Annotated in this window: 17 protein-coding genes and 1 pseudogene; 7 read left to right on the forward strand and 11 right to left on the reverse strand. The window is 66.5% G+C overall.

All coding sequences use genetic code 11. The features are described 5' to 3' along the window. Positions 1-297: 297 nt before the first annotated feature. Together ACPTTF_RS29640 and ACPTTF_RS29645 are read left to right on the forward strand one after the other, a co-directional pair. Positions 298-942 carry a response regulator gene (locus ACPTTF_RS29640; protein ID WP_423369296.1) on the forward strand — a complete coding sequence of 215 codons (645 nt, stop codon included), beginning with the start codon at positions 298-300 and terminating at the stop codon, positions 940-942. Next, on the forward strand, positions 939-2735 hold the full coding sequence (locus tag ACPTTF_RS29645) for an MASE4 domain-containing protein (RefSeq protein WP_423369297.1): 1797 nt from the start codon (positions 939-941) through the stop codon (positions 2733-2735). Before ACPTTF_RS29640 ends, ACPTTF_RS29645 begins: the two co-directional genes overlap by 4 nt. A gap of 47 nt (positions 2736-2782) precedes the next feature. Here ACPTTF_RS29645 and ACPTTF_RS29650 read toward each other — a convergent pair whose 3' ends face one another. From ACPTTF_RS29650 to ACPTTF_RS29665, 4 genes are all read right to left on the reverse strand, one after another. Continuing rightward, positions 2783-3082 carry a type II toxin-antitoxin system RelE/ParE family toxin gene (locus ACPTTF_RS29650; protein WP_081062380.1) on the reverse strand — a complete coding sequence of 100 codons (300 nt, stop codon included), beginning with the start codon at positions 3080-3082 and terminating at the stop codon, positions 2783-2785. After that, positions 3079-3354 carry a YlcI/YnfO family protein gene (locus ACPTTF_RS29655; protein ID WP_111939050.1) on the reverse strand — a complete coding sequence of 92 codons (276 nt, stop codon included), beginning with the start codon at positions 3352-3354 and terminating at the stop codon, positions 3079-3081. The genes ACPTTF_RS29650 and ACPTTF_RS29655 overlap by 4 nt, the downstream gene beginning before the upstream one ends. A 113-nt stretch (positions 3355-3467) precedes the next feature. Further along, on the reverse strand, positions 3468-4778 hold the full coding sequence (locus ACPTTF_RS29660; RefSeq protein ID WP_423369298.1) for an MFS transporter: 1311 nt from the start codon (positions 4776-4778) through the stop codon (positions 3468-3470). A gap of 133 nt (positions 4779-4911) precedes the next feature. Next, positions 4912-5928, reverse strand: a complete 1017-nt coding sequence (locus ACPTTF_RS29665) for an ABC transporter substrate-binding protein (protein ID WP_423369299.1) — start codon at positions 5926-5928, stop codon at positions 4912-4914. Between the two features lie 238 nt (positions 5929-6166). Between ACPTTF_RS29665 and ACPTTF_RS29670 the strand changes: the two genes are divergently transcribed. Together ACPTTF_RS29670 and ACPTTF_RS29675 are read left to right on the forward strand one after the other, a co-directional pair. Next, positions 6167-6832, forward strand: a complete 666-nt coding sequence (locus ACPTTF_RS29670) for a response regulator transcription factor (RefSeq protein WP_166954685.1) — start codon at positions 6167-6169, stop codon at positions 6830-6832. Continuing rightward, positions 6819-8240 (forward strand): sensor histidine kinase, encoded by a 1422-nt coding sequence (locus tag ACPTTF_RS29675; RefSeq protein WP_423369300.1) that lies wholly within the window; start codon positions 6819-6821, stop codon positions 8238-8240. The genes ACPTTF_RS29670 and ACPTTF_RS29675 overlap by 14 nt, the downstream gene beginning before the upstream one ends. A 37-nt stretch (positions 8241-8277) precedes the next feature. Here ACPTTF_RS29675 and ACPTTF_RS29680 read toward each other — a convergent pair whose 3' ends face one another. Both ACPTTF_RS29680 and ACPTTF_RS29685 read right to left on the reverse strand, forming a co-directional pair. Then, a complete protein-coding gene (locus ACPTTF_RS29680; RefSeq protein WP_423369301.1) occupies positions 8278-8721 on the reverse strand; it encodes a hypothetical protein in 444 nt (147 codons plus the stop codon). Between the two features lie 85 nt (positions 8722-8806). After that, entirely contained in the window at positions 8807-9451 is a 645-nt protein-coding gene (locus ACPTTF_RS29685) for a TetR/AcrR family transcriptional regulator (protein WP_423369302.1), read from the reverse strand. On the opposite strand from ACPTTF_RS29685, the gene ACPTTF_RS29690 reads away from it, so the two are divergent. After that, positions 9363-10082 carry a DinB family protein gene (locus tag ACPTTF_RS29690; RefSeq protein ID WP_423369303.1) on the forward strand — a complete coding sequence of 240 codons (720 nt, stop codon included), beginning with the start codon at positions 9363-9365 and terminating at the stop codon, positions 10080-10082. The two genes, ACPTTF_RS29685 and ACPTTF_RS29690, sit on opposite strands and share 89 nt — an antisense overlap. 16 nt (positions 10083-10098) lie before the next feature. Here ACPTTF_RS29690 and ACPTTF_RS29695 read toward each other — a convergent pair. Further along, positions 10099-10350: pseudogene (locus tag ACPTTF_RS29695) on the reverse strand (ABC transporter ATP-binding protein); the annotation flags it as partial. A 153-nt stretch (positions 10351-10503) separates the two neighbouring features. Between ACPTTF_RS29695 and ACPTTF_RS29700 the strand changes: the two are divergent. Both ACPTTF_RS29700 and ACPTTF_RS29705 read left to right on the forward strand, forming a co-directional pair. Further along, positions 10504-11700: a DUF6402 family protein gene (locus ACPTTF_RS29700; protein WP_423369304.1), complete on the forward strand. Its 1197-nt coding sequence runs from the start codon at positions 10504-10506 to the stop codon at positions 11698-11700. Further along, positions 11697-12080, forward strand: a complete 384-nt coding sequence (locus tag ACPTTF_RS29705) for a hypothetical protein (RefSeq protein WP_423369305.1) — start codon at positions 11697-11699, stop codon at positions 12078-12080. Before ACPTTF_RS29700 ends, ACPTTF_RS29705 begins: the two co-directional genes overlap by 4 nt. Before the next feature lie 66 nt (positions 12081-12146). Here the strand turns inward: ACPTTF_RS29705 and ACPTTF_RS29710 are convergent, their stop codons facing one another. From ACPTTF_RS29710 to ACPTTF_RS29725, 4 genes are read right to left on the reverse strand one after another with little or no spacing between them, the layout of a single operon-like run. Further along, the gene (locus tag ACPTTF_RS29710) at positions 12147-12911 is read right to left on the reverse strand and encodes an ABC transporter ATP-binding protein (RefSeq protein ID WP_423369306.1); all 765 of its coding nucleotides are present in this window, start codon (positions 12909-12911) and stop codon (positions 12147-12149) included. Beyond that, positions 12908-13768, reverse strand: coding sequence for an ABC transporter ATP-binding protein (locus ACPTTF_RS29715; RefSeq protein ID WP_423369307.1), 861 nt, complete (start codon positions 13766-13768; stop codon positions 12908-12910). The genes ACPTTF_RS29710 and ACPTTF_RS29715 overlap by 4 nt, the downstream gene beginning before the upstream one ends. Before the next feature lie 11 nt (positions 13769-13779). Beyond that, positions 13780-15591 carry an ABC transporter permease gene (locus ACPTTF_RS29720; RefSeq protein WP_423369308.1) on the reverse strand — a complete coding sequence of 604 codons (1812 nt, stop codon included), beginning with the start codon at positions 15589-15591 and terminating at the stop codon, positions 13780-13782. 34 nt (positions 15592-15625) lie between these two features. Next, entirely contained in the window at positions 15626-16819 is a 1194-nt protein-coding gene (locus tag ACPTTF_RS29725) for an ABC transporter substrate-binding protein (RefSeq protein WP_423369309.1), read from the reverse strand. Positions 16820-16895: the final 76 nt, after the last annotated feature.

The raw sequence follows: 16895 nt of genomic DNA on the forward strand, positions 1-16895 counted from the left end.
TGGCATCGGGCACCAGTTTAGTCCCGAATCCGGACGGTTCGCGGGACGGTTCGCGACGCGCCGCGCCGCCCTGTTCCGGCCGCCGCGATTACCCGGGAATACCCTGATTCTCGCCCGCGCCGCCGCGTACTTTTTCCCGATGATTATTTCGTTTCAGTACCCATTCCCCGATCTCCTGTCTCGAAAATTTCCCGGATGTGTATCGTTTTCGGATTCGGCGGAATATATTGATCAGAAGAACGGCCGCGGCGATCACCCGACAGCAGTGCGCGGCGTCATCCCGAAGAGGATCGCTAGATGATCAGGGTAATTCTGGCTGACGATCACGCAGTCATGCGGGACGGACTGCGTCACATCCTGGAAACGGCCGGCGGTTTCGAAATCGTCGGCGAGGCGAGCGACGGCTCGGCCACGCTCGCGCTGGTCGAGCGCGGCGCCGCCGACGTGCTGCTGCTCGACCTGTCGATGCCCGCGCCGACCGGCATCGAGCTGATCCGCCTGGTGAAACACCACGCACCGTCGCTGCGCACGCTCGTGCTGACGATGCACGCGGAGGCGCAATACGCGGCGCGCGCGTTCAAGGCCGGCGCAACCGGCTACCTGACCAAGGACAGCGCGACCGCCGAGCTCGTGGAGGCGGTGGGCAAGGTCGCGGCGGGCGGCGTCTACGTGAGCCCGTCGGCAGCCGAGAGCCTCGCGCTCACGCTGCGCGCGCCGGCCACGGCGCTGCCGCACGAACGGCTGTCCGCGCGCGAGCTCGACGTGATGCGCCGCATCGTCGCGGGCCAGACCGTCACGCAGATCGCGACCGAACTCGCACTGAGCGCGAAGACGGTCAGCACGTACAAGACACGGATCCTCGAGAAGATGGAACTGCCGCACGAAGCCGCGCTGGTCCGCTACGCGGTGCGCCACGACCTCGACCCCGGCAGCGACGCATGACGACCGCCTTCCACTTCCCGCCTTCACCGTCGGACGACGACAACCCGGACGCGTCGCGCCTGTTCATGTCGTCGCTGCCGCCGGGCCGGCGTGAACGGCGGCTCGCGCTCGCGACCGTGCTCGTGTCCGCCGTGATCTTCGCCGCGCTTGCGCCGTTCGCGGGCAGGCCGCTTGCGCCGGGCTGGGCGTTCATCCCCGTGTACCAGTCGGCGATCGTCGTCAACGACATGGTGACGGCCGGCCTGCTGCTCGGCCAGTACGCGATCCTGCGCGAGAAGCCGCTGCTCGTGCTCGCGGGCGGCTACCTGTTCACGGGCTTCATGGCCGGCACTCACATGCTGACCTTTCCCGGGCTGTTCGCACCGACCGGCCTGCTCGGCGCCGGCGACCAGACCACCGCCTGGCTTTACCTGTTCTGGCACGGCGGCTTTCCGCTGGCGGTCGCCGCGTATGCCCTGCTGCGCGCGGCATCGCCTGCCGCGGGGCCAATCGCGGCTGCGCAGCGCCGCGCGGCGATTCCCGTGGTGCTGTGCATCGCGGCCGCGCTCGGCGCGACGGCCGCACTCGCACTGCTCGCGACCGCCGGCCACGACCTGCTGCCGCGCATCATGAACGGCAACCGCATGGCCGCGACGATGACGAACGCGATCACGATCGTCTGGGGGCTGAACCTGGTGGCGCTGATGCTGATGTGGCAGCGGCGGCGGCGTCATTCCGTGCTCGACCTGTGGGTGATGACGGTGCTAGTCGCGTGGCTGTTCGACATCGCGCTGTCGTCGATGCTGAACCACGGGCGCTACGATCTCGGCTTCTACGCGGGGCGCGCGTACGGCCTCGTCGCGTCCGGCGTCGTGCTGTTCGCGATGCTGTTCGAAAACGGCCGGCTGCATGCGCAGACGGTGCGTGCGCTGGCCGGCGCGCGCTACCAGCATCTGCTCGTCGTGCAGAAAAGCGCGCAATTGAACGACGCGAACGAACGGCTCGAACAGCGCGTCGCCGCGCGCACTGCGCAACTGAGCGCGTCGAACCGCGACCTGCGGCGCGAAGTCGAGGAACGCGTGCGTGCCGAGCGCGCGCTGCAGGCGTCGCGCGAGGAGCTGCGCGAGATCGCCGCGATCAGCGCGAGCGCACGCGAAGCCGAGCAGCGCCGCATCGCACGCGAGCTGCACGACGAACTCGCGCAGACACTCGCGGCGCTGAAGAACGATCTCGAATGGCTGATCGACCGCGTGCCGCAGGACGATGCGCTGCTGGCGCGCAAGATCGCGGCGATGCATACGCTCGCGCGCGGTGCGGTGGCCGCGACGCGGCGCATCGCGTCCGATCTGCGCCCGCTGATGCTGGATGACCTCGGTTTCGCCGCGGCCATGCAATGGCTCGTGGAGGATTTCCGGCACCGTCACGGGATTGCGTGCTCGCTGCACGTCGAGCCGCCCGAACTGCAACTCGACGAGCCTTACGCGACGGCGGTATTCCGCATCGCCCAGGAAGCGCTCGCGAACGTTGCGCGGCACGCGGCCGCATCGCATGCGAACGTCGAACTCGTGCGGGCGAGCCATGCGATCGAGCTGACGATTCGCGACGACGGCGCGGGATTCGATCCCGGCGTGCCGCGCAAGTCGGGATCGTTCGGGCTGGTCGGGTTACGCGAGCGCGCGTATCTGGTCGGCGGCACGTTGCGGATTGCGACGACGCTCGGCGAAGGCACGACGGTCGAGGTGGAGATTCCGCTGCAGCCTACGCCTGTTGCGGTCGTGCACGGCGGGGATGGGGGTTCGCGGATCGATCGCTGATCGAGGCGGCAATATCGGCGAATGCCGGTTGCCGCGTCGATCACGCGTCAGTGGTAATCATCTTCCCGTTGATGTCGTACGGCTAGAATCGTGACTTGCTCGGCCGCTTCAATCTCGAACAGCAGGACATAGCCCGACGTGCCGAAAGACACGATCAGCTCACGTAGAAACGGATTTCCATCGTCGATCTTGCGGCATGTGAACGGAAACATTCGGAGCATGGCGACACCTTGTTCGATCGCGTCCGCAGCCCGCGCCGCTGCATCGATATCACGTTCGAGCAGGTATCGATACATCCGTACCAGATCCTCACGGGCCGCACGTGTATATCGGACCCGATAGATCAATCAGCCGCCTTCGCTGCTCTCGCAGCCTTCAGCATGCCCTCGAGTTCGGCCTGCACGTCGGCGGCATCGACGTATTCACCGGTACGACGCGCCTCGTCGCGCGATGCGAGGCCACGGGTGACAAACTCGCGCTGCAGGCGGCGACGCGCAATACCATCGCGCAGCGCCGACTCCATGAACGCAGACAACGTCTCGTTTTCCTCGAGGACCGACTCTGCCGCCTCCCGCAATTGCGGATCGACACGCAGCGCCGGCATGGTCGCGGTTTTCATCGCACACTCCGTGTATTACATATGTAATGCATGATAGCACACCCGCTTTTTCGCGGGCAGTCGGCCATTCGGCCTGACCAACGTATCCGGGACCACAATCCGGCCGCGCCGCCTCACACCCGCGCCGCCACCATCCCCCGCTCGGAGCGCGTCCACGCGACCAGCGCGCCGATCCCGAGCAGCGCGAGGCACACGATCGGCACGATCATCGGCCCGAACGCGGTGCCCGTCACCTTGCCGGCAAACGGCATCAGGTTCTGGCTGAAGAAGCCGCCGAGGTTGCCGATCGAATTGATCGCCGCGACGCTCGCCGCCGCCCGCGCGCCGGTAAAGTAGCGCGGCGGCATCGACCAGAAGCACGGATACAGCAGCGGGATGCATGCGCCGCCGAGCACCAGCGCGATGAAGCGCAGCGGCGTCGACGGCAGCACGAGGCTCAGCAGGAAGCCGAGCGCGCCGAGCGCCGCGACGATCGCGATCGTGCGCACGATGCTCTTCGCGCGGCGCAGCTTCGCCGGCAGCCACAACAGCAGCAGCACCGCGAGCGCCCACGGCAGCATGCTCAGGAAGCCGTTCGTGCTGCTCGACACGCCGAACGATTTCACGAGCGTCGGCAGCCAGTACGTCACGCCGTACAGCGACGTCGACATCAGCATGTAGGTCGCCGCGAACAGCATCACGCGCGGATCGAGCAGCGCCTTCCACGGCTGGCCGTGCTCGGCCTGAGCGGGCTTCTCGCGTTCGAGCGCGGCCTCGACGATCTGCTTCTCGCGCTCGTCCAGGAAACGGGCATCGCGCACCGATGCGGGCAGCACGCGGAACACGACGATCGCGACGATCACCGCCGGGATGCCCGTCGCCACGAACACCCACTGCCAGCCCGCGAGCCCCCACACGCCGTTCAGGCTCAGCAACACACCGCCGACCAGCGAGCCGAGCATGTTCGCGAGCGCGCTGCCGAGCGTGAAGATGCCAAGCACTTTCGCGCGATAGCTCTGCGGAAACCACAACGTCAGGTAGTAGATCACGCCCGGATAGAAGCCGGCCTCGGCGATGCCGAGCACGAAGCGCAGCGTGCAGAACGCGGGCATCGACGTCGTGAAGCCCATCAGCACGGTAATGAGGCCCCACGTCAGCATGATCCGCGCGAGCCATACGCGTGCGCCGTAGCGATGCAGCGCGAGCGTGCTCGGCACCTCGAACAGCAGGTAGCCGATGAAGAACAGCGACGACGCGAGCCCGAACGCGGCCTCCGTCATCCCGAGGCTGTGCACCATCTGCAGCTTCGCGAAGCCGACGTTCTGCCGATCGATGAACGCGATCAGGAACATCACGACGAGGATGGGCAGCAGGCGCCGCGCCATCTTCGACATGATGCGCTGCTCTTCGGCGGACGCGGGGTCCAGGGTGTCGGTAGCGTTCACTTCAGGCTCCTTGCGTGAATCGGTTGCATATCGGTTGCATATCGGTTGCGTCTCGGTTGCAAATCGGTTGAATCGGCGCCGTGCGCGACGATCGCGCGGGTGCGGGGTGGGTCGATGAAAGGAAGCGGCGGCATCAACGCGACCGGTAGTCGTCGAGCATCGGCGCGAACATCTCGTGCCATGCGCGCGGCTTCGCCTTGATCGTGCCGGCGAGATACAGGAATTCGACGTAGTCCATCAGCTGGTTCGGCAGCACCGAGAAGCGCGTGTCGGGCGCGGCGAGCATCTGCATCACGTCGTCGTGCGACACGCCGACGCCCGACGAGGCCGCATAGAGCGCGGCCGCCGCGCGCGGGTCCTGCGCGATCAGGCGGTTCGCTTCGTCGAGCGCGCCAAGAAACGCCGAGGCGAGCGCCGGCTCGGTATCGACGAGCCGCTTCGGCGCGAATACGACGTCGAGCGTCAGCGGGCCGAGCACGTCGACCGAATTCACGACACGGTGAATGCCCGGCTGCCGCAGCTCGAGCGTCGAGAACGGCGGCGACGTGAAGTGCGCGGTGACGCCGTTCTCCCGGCGGATCAGCGCCTGCATCGCCTGCGGATGCGGCAGGTTCACGGTGATCGAATCGAGCCGCGCAAAATGTGCGGGCCCGAGCTGCCGGCTCGCGACCATCTGCAGCACCACCGCCGACAGCGACGTGCGGATGCCGGGCACCGCGATCCGGTCGGACGGCGTGAAGTCGCGCAGCGACACGAGGCCCGGCCGGTTGGCGTTCAGCGACAGCGACGTGGTCGACAGCCCGCTGATGCCGATCACCTCGACGTTCGGAATGCCGCGCGCCCGTGCCCACAGCTCGATGAAACCCGGCGCGCCGGCACCTGCGAAATCGAGCGTGCCGGCCATCATCGCGTCGTTGACGGAATTGCCGCCGTCGAGCAGCACCCAGTCGACCGCGACATCGCGCACGCCGTGGCGCGCCGCATGCCGCTCGAACAGCCGCTGCTTCTCCATCACGAGCAGCGGCAGGTACAACACGCCATAGCCTTTCGAGATCCGGACCGTGCGCGCCTTTGCGCGCACGAGCGACGGCGCGGCCAGCACGCCGAGCCCGGCGGCGATCAGCGCGCGGCGGCGCGGCGACGTCGTCATGCGCATGCCGCCGTGCGACGGACGGCAAACGGCCGCGCGAAGGCCCGCGTCGCGCTGCGCCGCGCGCTCGTCGTGCCCGTGTCATGCTGCATGCTGCCGTCTCCTTGAATATTTCTGGTATTAATGCCGTCCTTGCGTGCTGCATCCGGCTCGACACAGGTTATCGACCGAGTCTGAGAAAATGCTGACATCCCGGCCCCGGGAAAACCCCTAACCCACCCATCTGCGAAACGGCACCATGCGCATTCTCGTCGTGGAGGACGATGCCGAAATCGGCGCGGCGATCCGCAGCCGCCTGGCGCGGCTCGGCCATGCCGCCGATCTCGAGACCGACGGCGCGACCGCGAACGGGCTGCTGCGCGTCGAGCGCTTCGACCTCGTCGTGCTCGACGCGAACCTGCCCGGCATGGACGGCTTCGCGGTACTGCGTAACCTGCGCGCGTCGGGCAGCACGACACCCGTGCTGCTCGTCACCGCGCGCTCGGCGATCGACGACCGCGTGAGCGGCCTCGGCCTCGGCGCCGACGACTATCTCGTGAAGCCGTTCGACTACCGCGAGCTCGATGCGCGCGTGCAGGCGCTCCTGCGCCGCAACAGCGGCCACGCGAACGACGTGCTGACGCTCGGCGGCCTCGTGATCGACCGCAGCAGCCGTCTCGCGGAACTCGATGGCCAGCCGCTGTCGCTGTCGCGCCAGGAATTCGCGCTGCTCGAAATCCTCGCGAGCCGCCCGCAGCGGATCTTCTCGAAGGACGAACTGCTGAACCAGCTGTTCAGCTTCGGCAACGAGCCGACCGCGAACGCGGTCGAGCAGTACGTGACACGCGTGCGCAAGAAGCTGCAAGGCAGCTCGGTCGAGATCCGTACCGCGCGCGGAATGGGGTATCAGATTGCGGCGCACTGACTGGTTCCCGAAGACGCTGTTCGGGCGCACGCTGCTCTTCATCGCGCTCGTCGTCGCGTCCGGCGCGCTTGCGCTCGCGGCGATCGCGCGCTACTACGCGGGCGTCGCGGCCGAACGCGCATACGACCAGTTGCTCGCCGGCGCATCGATCCAGGTCGCGGAAAACCTCTACGTGCAGGGCGGCGTGCTCGCGCTGAATCCGCCGGTGGCCGCGTTGTCGACGCTGTCGCGCTACGACCTCGTCTACTACAAGGTCGTCGATTCGCGCGGCATGGTCGTGGCCGGCTACAACGATCTCGCGAGCCCCGTGACGCTCGCCGCCGCGAAACAGGGCCCGGCGTTCGCGAACGGCGTGTACCAGGGGCACCGGATCCGCACCGCGACCATCGCGCGCTACATGCCCGAGGAAAGCACGCCGGGCTGGGCGCTCGTGACCGTTGCGCAGACCACCAATGCGCGCCAGCAGCTCACGAACGACATGAGCCTCAAGGTATGGACACTGATCGTGCTGATGAGTGTGCTCGCGATCGGCGCGAGCGGCCTCGCGATCCGGCGCGGCCTGCGCCCGCTCGCGCAGATCGGCACGATCATCGCCGCGCGCGACCCGGCCGACCTGCGGCCGGTGGTCGTCGACACGCCGAGCGAGATCGACGCCATCATCGGGTCGATCAACGGGCTGATGCGCCGCCTCGCCGAACGCATCAACGCGATGCAGCGCTTCATCGCCGACGCTGCGCACCAGATGCGCACGCCGCTCGCGCGGCTCGATGCGCAGATCGAACTACTCGACGGCGAAGCCGATCCGGCGCGCCACGCGGCGCGGCTCGACGCGCTGCGCGCGACCTGCTCGGATGTCGGGCGGCTCACCGGCCAGTTGCTGAATCATGCGATGGTGATCCACCGCACCGAGGCCGTGCCGCTGCAACCGGTCGAACTCGTCGCGCTCGCGAAGGACGTGCTCGGCCGCGCGATTCCGCTCGCGGGCGAGCGCGATGTGGCCGTTGCATTCGCGAGCGACGCACCGCTCGCGTGGATCGACGGCGATGCGATCAGCCTGCAGGAGGCGCTGTCGAACGTGCTGCACAACGCGTTGCTGCATGGGCATGCGGATGACATCGTCGTGTCGATCGCGACGAAGGGCAATGGCGGCGATGCCGTGACGCTGACCGTCACCGACAACGGTCGCGGCATTCCACGCGAGCATTGGGATGCCGCACTGCAACCGTTCGTGCGAATCGCGCCGGACGGCAGCGAACGGCGCACGGGGTCGGGCCTCGGGCTCGCGATCGTGCAGGAAGTGATGAAGGCCCACGGCGGGCGCATCGGGTTTGCATTTCCCGATGCGGGCGGGTTCGCGGTCGTGCTGACGTTTCCGCGCGCGGCGGGGATCGGCGCCGCGCAGGCATGAAGGGACGGACCTGTGCCGGGTCGTGCGCGGCAGGCGCTCAATCGTCGTCGTTGTCGAAGCGGTTGCGCTCCGCATGCCGCGCGACCAGTCGGTCCAGTTCTTCATACTGTCGATCGCAGAACAGCCGGCACAACGCGTCGACTTCCGCACGCGTGCCGACGTCTATCGTGTCGACATGCTGCTCCGGCTTTTCCTTGCCGATCCCGAACAGCCCCTTCTTCATCCGCGTGGAGACGGCATTCAACTGAAAGCCGTCCGCATGCGCGTCGCTCAGCGCAGTCACCCATAACTCCCGCTGATCGTCGGCATGCTGCAGTACAAGGGCCGGCAACGGGCCTTCCTGAGTATCGTCCCATTCGGCATGCTGCGCCGCCCACGGGAACGTGTCGAATGCACGCGCGAACGACGCGTAGTCGGTCGCGCCCTGAGGGTCGAGTTGATTGTAGTCGTAGCCGGTTTTCTGAATGGAATACGTCAACATGGCGCGGTAGCCCCCGTGGCATTCGAGATCAGGAGAGCATCAATCTACCCTGAATTTCGGTGTCCATTATTATTTTCTCCACGGCTCACGAACGTGCTTTCGCCGCGGTATCGCGAGGACGCTCCAGGTAGCTGCGCGCCAGCCTGACGAGTTCGCGCTTCAGTTTCGGATCGTCCAGCAACCCCCGCCGGGCCGCGTTGTGCACGACGCCTTCGAGCGCGGAAGACAGCACCTGCGCCGTCATCGCATCGGCCTTGCCGGGCGCCCGCCCGTGACAGGCGGCAACGATCAACGCATACCGGCGCAAATACTCGTTCTGGAACGTGTCGTACGCGTCCATCGCCCCCCCCGGATCGGGAAGATCGAGCAGCGCCCGGTGCAGCGACGGGTAATCGCGGTGCGCGGCGATCAGGTCGCCGATCAAGGCTTCAACGCGACGCCCGAGGCTCGCCTGACGGTCGTGCGCGCGCTGCAGCACGGCGAGCACGTCATCGAAATGGCGGCGCCGGATCGCATCGACCAAAGCGAGCTTGTTCGGGAAGTATTGGTACACGGAGCCGATGCTGACGCCGGCAACCTGCGCGACCTCGTTGGTCGTGAATCCGGCCCACCCCTGCGTATCCAGAACGCGAGCCCCGGCCGTGACGATCACGTCCACCGTCGCGCGCGAACGCGCCTGGCGCGGGGCTTTCCGCATCACGGCGGCGGCATCGGAAACGCGAGTGGACATGCGGGCTCCGACTGAAAATAATGGTGGCGAAGCTCACATATTAGATGAACCCCACAAGGAAACGGCCATGAGCGAGAACACACTCCTGTCCCGCATGCTGCGCTATCAGGCGTGGGCGAATGACGAAATGCTGGCAGCCATCGCAGGGCTCGACGCGGTGCAACACGCCGACGAGCGTCACCTCGCGCTGCGGCTGATGAACCATTGCCTCGTCGTGAACCGGATTTTCGCCGCGCACCTGAGCGGCGAGCGTCATGGCTTCGTGTCCGACAACACACCCGACACACCGGAGCCCGACGCACTACGTGCGGCCTTCGCCGCGCTCGATCGCTGGTATCTCGACTATGCCGAAACCGCCACGCCCGGGATGCTGTCCGAATCGATTCCCTTTGCGTTCACCGACGGCGACAACGGATACATGACGCGCGAAGAGATGCTGACCCATGTCGTCACGCACGGCGGCTATCATCGCGGCGAAGCCGGAAGACTGATGATCCAGGCAGCTGCGCGTTCGGGGCAGGACATCAAGCTGCCGTGGGACACCTACGCCGTTCATCTGCACCGGACGGAGCCCGCGCGCAGGCTTCAGCGCAAAACCGAAGCGGCGAACGCGGCCATCGCCGGGCGATAGGCTGGCGCCCCGCCCGCTACGCCGCCACCACCTCCCCGCCCAGATACGCATCACGCACGCGCTCGCCGTCGAGCAACGCCTTCGCGGGCCCTTCGAGCACCACACGGCCGGTCTGCAGCACGTACCCGTAGTGCGCGATCTCCAGCGCGAGGCTCGCGTTCTGCTCGACCATGAACACCGTCACGCCCTGCTGGTTGATCGCGTCGATCAGTTCGAGCACCTTGTCGACGTAGAGCGGCGACAGCCCCATCGTCGGTTCGTCCATGCAGAACGATGACCCGCTCTATTTCGCTACAGGAACAGGTATTCGCATTTTCTCAATCGGGCAAGTGTTACAAAAGCGTGACAGTATTTGTGCGATTTCCACGATTGTGCTCGAATCGCGCTGCACTTTGCTCACGACATGAGGAAACGCAACCAAATGGAAGTCGAAGGTCAGAAGTTGCCGTATCACAAGCCGAACAAGCTGCTTTGGAAATGGATACGCTGCGAAGATGATGAGGGATGCAGAATAGTCCGTGGATTGCGTCTCTCGATGGACCGCCTGCCGCCCATTCCCGATTCGAAGCCAGCGGCGAAAGAAACGATGAGGTCACGGAAGACAGCTCGCCCCGACCCTGCCATGAAGATGCTCGACGACATCGAGCGCATGATAAACACCTACTCCAGATTCAAAAAATGGCTCGATACGCCTTCCGCACCGAAGCCCCCCATTCCCCAGCCGCAAAAGAATGGCGCAACGGTCGAGCCGTTTGACATTCAGGAAATACCCGGTGCAATGCGCAAACTCATGATGCCGGTATCAGCGGCACTCATGGAAAAGTGGTTCGCCGGGCGATTGAATTACTCCCCGACCGTTGAAGACGAGCGAAACGGGATCAATCAGGATGGTGTTCCATATCCCCCTGACATGATCGACACGACGACGGTGAAGCTGGAGTGGGTATTGAAATACGCAAGAGCGAAAGAACAGTTCGACAACCTCACTTCGTCGGCGATTTATAGCAATGCCGCGTCACGCGTGATGCGCGACCGCTTGCTGCCGTACAAAAACCGATATCCGATCCTGTCCGTCTCCGACGTATGCGGCGACGACATTCAGTCGATCCATCGCCACTTTCATGTTCAATACGCCCGGGTAGAAGGGACTTTCGAACAAAAAGCATGGCAGTACCTGAAGCGCCTGATCGAGTCCGACGGCATTCCCGACGATCTGACCGGCGCGCTTGGATCATTCAATTTATACGCGGCTATCGAGCGTGCAGAGATCAGCCTTGATGGGACCACGGCTGCGGTCACGCACATATCTGTCTACGTCAAGGATAACTACACCTTCGGAAGCGAACCGGGCGAACCATCTCAGTATTTGGGCCACTGGAATGCGCGAAGCGTCAATCTCGTCCCCGCGACGCTTGCGGCAAGCGCGGCTGGTCAACCGTGGATAGATTATCCGGTTGGTGTCGGCGATCTGCGCAAGAAGGACAACTTCCTCTACCCGGTTCGGAATCAGGATTTCAGAGCCTGGCAAGCAAGGCATCGTCGCGGTGGCGATTTCCTCATCTACTCCGATCGACGGATCATTCGCCTTCAATACCCCGTCTATCTATCCCTGTCATGACACTCGCTTCGAAACACTTCGTGCGCGCTGCAATTGCGTTGGCACTGGTCGCCATTCTTATTCCCTATTTATGGCGAGCAGACGTCCGCAACAGAACGGCCGAGCTGAACAAGTGCCATACGGAGCGATCACGCGCGGACGATGAACGCTACACGGCAACGTATTGTTATGGGCCAGGTGAAAATGTCGTGCTGCGCCTGTATCGCTCCAGCAGCATGAACTTGCTGGCGGAGCGCCTGTTCAGCTATCCCCGCGACGAACCGGTCAGACTGACTTGGGACCGGGACGCAGTCGTGTATGACGCCGCCGCCTCGGACGGCGACGGCATCATCACGCTTCCCCCGTCGTTGATCGACCGCTTGCTAGCAAAACTCCCCTAGCGGTCTCATGCGATCGGCCGATCAGCATGGAACGTCAATGTTGCCGACAGCCTTGCATGTCGCCACCTACGCCGCCACTGCCTCCCCGCCCAGATACGCATCGCGCACGCGCTCGTCGTCGAGCAGCGCCTTCGCGGGCCCTTCAAGCACCACACGCCCGGTCTGCAGCACGTACCCGTAATGCGCGATCTCCAGCGCAAGGCTCGCGTTCTGCTCGACCATGAACACGGTCACGCCCTGTTTGTTGATCGCGTCGATCAGTTCGAGCACCTTGTCGACGTAGAGCGGCGACAGCCCCATCGTCGGCTCGTCCATGCAGATCAGCTTCGGCCGCGCCATCAGCGCCCGCGCCATAGCCAGCATCTGCTGCTCGCCGCCCGACAGCGTGCCCGCGCGCTGCGTCAGCCGCTCGCGCACCCGAGGGAACAGGTCGAGCACGCGCTCGTAGTCCTCCGCCACCGCCGTACGGTCGCCGCGCGTGTACGCCCCCATCAGCAGGTTCTCGCGCACGCTCATGTCGCCGAACAGCCGCCGCGCCTCGGGCACGGCCGCGATCCCGCGCCGCACGCGCTGCGGCGTCGCGAGCGCCGTCACGTCGTCGCCGTCGAAGCGCACGACGCCTCGCTTCGGCCGCATCAAGCCGAGAATCAGCTTCATCGTCGTCGACTTGCCGCTCGCGTTGCCGCCGAGCAGGCTGACGATCTGCCCGCGGCCGACTTCGAAGTTCACGTCGAAATGCACCTGCACCGGCCCGTAGAACGTGTCGAGGTGTTCGAGTTTCAGCAGCGCGTCGGTCATGTTGGTTCGCAATCCGGAAGAAGAGGCGGTCATGCGGCCGCCTGCGCCGCGCGATCGGCCGGCGTGCCGCCAGCATGGCGGCGGCCGAGATAGGCTTCGATCACGCGCGGATCGTGCCGCACGTCGCGCGGCGCGCCTTCGGCGATCTTCACGCCGTTGTCGAGCACCATCACGCGGTCGGACACCCGCATCACGAGTTCGAGCTTGTGCTCGATCAACAGGATCGTCAGGCCGCGCGCCTTCAGCGACTGGATCAGTTGCAGCATCTCGGCCGTCTCCGTCTCGTTCATCCCGGCCGTCGGTTCGTCGAGCAGCAGCAGGCGCGGATGCAGCGCAAGCGCGCGGCCGATCTCCACGCGCCGCCGGTTCGCATACGACAGGCTGTGTGCCGGATGATCGATGCGCGGCGTGAGCCGTTCGCCGAACCCGGCGACGATCGCACGCGCCTCGTCGCGCAATGCGGCTTCCTCGCGCCGCACCGCCGCGGGCCGCACGAGCGCGCGCCACACCTCGGCCGCCGCGCCGAGCGCGGGCCAGCCCGGCCGCGCCGCACGCAGCCGCGCATGCGCGCCGATCAGCACGTTGTCGAGCACGCTCAGGTTGCCAAACACGCGGCCGTGCTGGAACGTGCGCGCGATGCCGAGCGCCGCGAGGCGCTCGGGCGCGGTGCCCGTGATGTCGCGGCCGTCGAACGTCACGCGGCCGGCGTCGGGACGATCCGCACCCGCGATCAGGTTGAACAGCGTCGACTTGCCCGCGCCGTTCGGGCCGATCACGCTCAGCAGTTCGCCCGCGGCGAGCGTCAGGCTCGCGCCGTCGAGCGCGGTCACGCCGTCGAAGCGGCGCGTCAGGCCCTGTACGTCGAGCAAGGGTCGATTGGTGGTGGTCATCGCATTCCTCCTCACACCGTGCCGAGCAGGCCCTGCGGCCGGAACCGGACGAGCAGCAGCAACACGAGGCCGTAGATCAGCATCCGGTAATCGGCCGCCCAGCGGAACAACTCCGGCAGCCCGATCAGCGCGATCGCGCCGACGATGCCGCCGAGCACGTTGCCGAGGCCGCCGAGGATCACCATCGTCAGTGCAAGGATCGACACCTGCGAATCGAAGGTCTGGTGATTGATGTAGCTGTACAGGTGCGCGGCGATCCCGCCGCTCACGCCGGCCGCGACGCCACCGACCGCGAACGCGATCGCCTTGTAGCGGTTCGGCGCGATGCCGTGCGCACGCGCGGCGACATCGTCCTCGCGCACCGCGCGCAGCGTGCGGCCAAGATGCGAGCGCAGCAGCCGCACCTGCACGAGCGCGAACACGACGAGCACCGCGAACGTGAACCAGTACGCGGCGCGCGCGGTGCTCGCCCACGGCAGCGGCGCGATGCCGGCGATGCCGAGCGGGCCGCGCGTGAGGCCGTCCCAGTTCAGGATCACGAGGCTCACCACTTCGCCGATGCCGAGCGTCGCGATCGACACGTAGTGCCCGCGCAGCCGGAATGCCGGGTAGACGAGCAGCGTGCCGAGCACGGCCGTGATGACACCCGCGCACGGAATCGTCACGGCCGGCGACCAGCCGAGATCCGACGACAGCAGCGCGGACGCATACGCGCCGATCACGAGCAGCGCCGCATGGCCGAGCGAAATCTGCCCGACCGTGCCCGCGACGAGCGTGAGGCTCAGCGCGAGCAGCCCGTACAGCCACGCGTTGGTCAGTGTCTGCAGCACGTACGGCGACGCGCCGAGCCACGGCAGCACGGCCGCCAGCGCAATCAGCCCGACGAGTACCGGCCGCGGCACCCGCACGGCTTTCGCAGCCGCGAGGAAGGTGCCCGTCATCGGCTCGGGCGGCAGCGCGCGGTTCGCGCTGAACAGGCCGTTCGGCCGCCACACGAGGAACACGATCAGCAGCCCGAACGCGAACAGGTCGCGGTAGCTCGTGCCGAACAGCGCGACGCCGTAGCTCTCGACGAGGCCGAGCAGCAAACTGCCGGCGATCGCGCCCGGCACGTTGCCGAGCCCGCCGATCAGCAGCGCAACCACGCCTTTCAGCGTGGCCTGGAAGCCCATCGCCGGATCGATGCTGTTGTAGTACATGCCGACCAGCAGCCCGCTCACGCCGCCGAGCGCGCACGCGATCGCGAACACAGTCTGGTTCACGCGGTCGACGTCCACGCCCATCTGCAGCGCCGCGTCGCGATCCTGCGCAGTCGCGCGCACGGCCCAGCCGAGCCGCGTGAAGCGCAGGAAGCCGTACAGCAGCGCGGCCGCCGCGATGCCGATGCCCGCGATCAGCAGGTCGAGCGAGCCCAACGTCGCGCCGGCGATCCGCACGTGCCAGTCGGGCAGCGGCGTCGGCACCGCGCGCGGGTCCGCGCCGAAGGCGAGCTGCGCGAGCTGGTCGAGGATGAAGCTGATGCCGATCGTCGCGAGCAGCGGCGCGATGCGCGCCGCGTGGCGCAGCGGCCGCAACCCGATCCGTTCGATCGCGACGCCGAGCGCGCCGCAGCCGACAACGACGGCAGCGAGCGCGACCGGCAACGGCAGCCCGAAGCGCGTCAGGCACAGCCAGCCGATGAATGCGCCGACCATGTAGACCGAGCCGTGCGCGAAGTTGATCAGGTGCGACACGCCGAAGATCAGCGCGAGCCCGACCGCGAGCAGCGCGTAGATGTTGCCGACGATGAGGCCGTTGAGCGTGTAGTCGAGCCAGGAAGCCATCACGATGCGTCCGTCACTTGCATGCGGTTCAGGGTCAGCGCGCAGCGAGCTGCGGTTTCGCGCCGTCCCACAGCGCCCACTGCCCCTGCTTCACGACGAGATACACGGTACGCGCACCGGCGACGCGGCGCGTCTGCGGATCGAAGCGCACCTTGCCGAAAATCACGCTCGGCACGTCGCTGATTTTCGCGAAGCCGTCGTGCGCGGCCTGGCGCGTCGTGCCGTAGCGGCGCAGCACTTCAGCCGACAGGATCAGCGCATCGTATGCGCGCGCAACGAACGAATCGGGATCGGCATGGAATTTCGCGCGATAACGCTGCACGAACGCCTGCACCTCGGGGCGCGGCTCGGCCGGGAAGAAGTTCGATTCCGTATAGACGCCGTCGACGGCCGCACCGCCCAGCTCGAGGAATTTCGGCGAATACACGGAGCCGACCGCCGCGATCGGCAGCGCGACGCCCGACGTGCGCGCCTGCCTCACAATCTGAGCGCCGTCCGCGTAGTACGAGATCAGCACGATCGAATCGGGCTTCGAGGCGCCGATCCGCACGAGCGTCGAACGGAAATCCTTCTCCGCCGGCTGATAGCCTTCGGCCGCGACGACCTGCGCACCGAGCCCGGCCACCGCCTTCGCGAAGATGTCCTTGCTGGTGCGGCCCCAGTCCGTGTTCAGGTACAGCACCGCGATCCGCTTGAAGCCGAGTTCCTTCACCGCGTAGCGCGCGAGCAGCGGCTGCTCCTCGGCCTGGCTCAGCGCGGTGCTCCACAGATAGTCGCCGCCCTTCGTGAAGTCCGGATGCGAGTTCGTGAAGCCGAACTGGATCAGCTGCCCGCGCTGGTAGATCGGCGACGCGGCCATCGACGTCGCGCTGGAAAAGTCACCCAGCTCGATCGCGATGCGCGGATCGGCCACGAACTTCTGCGCGATCGCGACTGCCTGGCGCGGGTCGCTGCGGCTGTCCTGGAAGTCGACCGCAAGCGGCCGGCCGTGAATGCCGCCACTGCCGTTGATCTCGTCGAGCGCCAGGTCGAAACCGCGCTTCCATTGTTCGCCGTATTGCGCGTCCTGGCCCGTGAGCGGCCCGCTCACGCCGACCACCACCGGCTCGCCCGACACGCCCGCCGCGAGCGCGCCGCCCGTCGACAAGCCCCATGCGGCAGCGAGCGCCGCCACCGTGCCCAGCACGCGACGCCATGCGCCGCGTACGTCGTTCCCCGAAACGTTCATGCCGCCCCCACCTTCAGTCAGTCGAAAAGAGTGAGGGCATGTAACCATCCGGTTCAGAACGATCCAACGAAGTTTT

Source organism: Burkholderia crassaminum (assembly GCF_964265005.1).
In the GTDB taxonomy this organism is placed as follows: Bacteria; Pseudomonadota; Gammaproteobacteria; order Burkholderiales; family Burkholderiaceae; genus Burkholderia.

Excerpts from the sequence above, each read along its gene's own strand:
- ACPTTF_RS29640 (WP_423369296.1), top strand. The coding sequence starts at position 298 with ATGATCAGGGTAATTCTGGCTGACGATCACGCAGTCATGCGGGACGGA.
- ACPTTF_RS29645 (WP_423369297.1), top strand. The coding sequence starts at position 939 with ATGACGACCGCCTTCCACTTCCCGCCTTCACCGTCGGACGACGACAAC.
- ACPTTF_RS29655 (WP_111939050.1), bottom strand. The coding sequence starts at position 3,354 with ATGAAAACCGCGACCATGCCGGCGCTGCGTGTCGATCCGCAATTGCGG.
- ACPTTF_RS29665 (WP_423369299.1), bottom strand. The coding sequence starts at position 5,928 with ATGACGACGTCGCCGCGCCGCCGCGCGCTGATCGCCGCCGGGCTCGGC.
- ACPTTF_RS29670 (WP_166954685.1), top strand. The coding sequence starts at position 6,167 with ATGCGCATTCTCGTCGTGGAGGACGATGCCGAAATCGGCGCGGCGATC.
- ACPTTF_RS29680 (WP_423369301.1), bottom strand. The coding sequence starts at position 8,721 with ATGTTGACGTATTCCATTCAGAAAACCGGCTACGACTACAATCAACTC.
- ACPTTF_RS29685 (WP_423369302.1), bottom strand. The coding sequence starts at position 9,451 with ATGTCCACTCGCGTTTCCGATGCCGCCGCCGTGATGCGGAAAGCCCCG.
- ACPTTF_RS29700 (WP_423369304.1), top strand. The coding sequence starts at position 10,504 with ATGGAAGTCGAAGGTCAGAAGTTGCCGTATCACAAGCCGAACAAGCTG.
- ACPTTF_RS29705 (WP_423369305.1), top strand. The coding sequence starts at position 11,697 with ATGACACTCGCTTCGAAACACTTCGTGCGCGCTGCAATTGCGTTGGCA.
- ACPTTF_RS29710 (WP_423369306.1), bottom strand. The coding sequence starts at position 12,911 with ATGACCGCCTCTTCTTCCGGATTGCGAACCAACATGACCGACGCGCTG.
- ACPTTF_RS29715 (WP_423369307.1), bottom strand. The coding sequence starts at position 13,768 with ATGACCACCACCAATCGACCCTTGCTCGACGTACAGGGCCTGACGCGC.
- ACPTTF_RS29720 (WP_423369308.1), bottom strand. The coding sequence starts at position 15,591 with ATGGCTTCCTGGCTCGACTACACGCTCAACGGCCTCATCGTCGGCAAC.
- ACPTTF_RS29725 (WP_423369309.1), bottom strand. The coding sequence starts at position 16,819 with ATGAACGTTTCGGGGAACGACGTACGCGGCGCATGGCGTCGCGTGCTG.